Raw genomic sequence first — 299 nt, forward strand, 5'->3', positions numbered from 1 at the left:
ACACCCAGTTCGATCACGTCAAGGAGGAGCGCTACGCCATCGCCCCGACCCTGGCCATCGACTTCAGCGACGACACCACCCTGACCCTGCAAGGCTACCTGCAACACGATCCCAACGGGGGCTACCACGGCGGCGTACCGGCCGACGGCACCCTGTCGCACCACAACGGCCGGCACATCTCCCGCGAGTTCTTCGATGGCGAGCCGAGCAAGGACGACTTCGACCGCACCCAGCGGATGTTCGGCTACCAGCTGGAGCACCGCATCGACGACGTCTGGTCGGCGCGGCAGAACTTCCGC

The 299-nt window shown here is 66.2% G+C and carries 1 pseudogene; it reads left to right on the forward strand.

Annotated features, from left to right (window positions below):
* Window positions 1–299 (forward strand): annotated as a pseudogene (locus BFL28_RS00005) (hypothetical protein); the annotation flags it as partial.

The organism is Sphingomonas turrisvirgatae (assembly GCF_001721295.1).
In the GTDB taxonomy this organism is placed as follows: Bacteria; Pseudomonadota; Alphaproteobacteria; order Sphingomonadales; family Sphingomonadaceae; genus Sphingomonas; species Sphingomonas turrisvirgatae.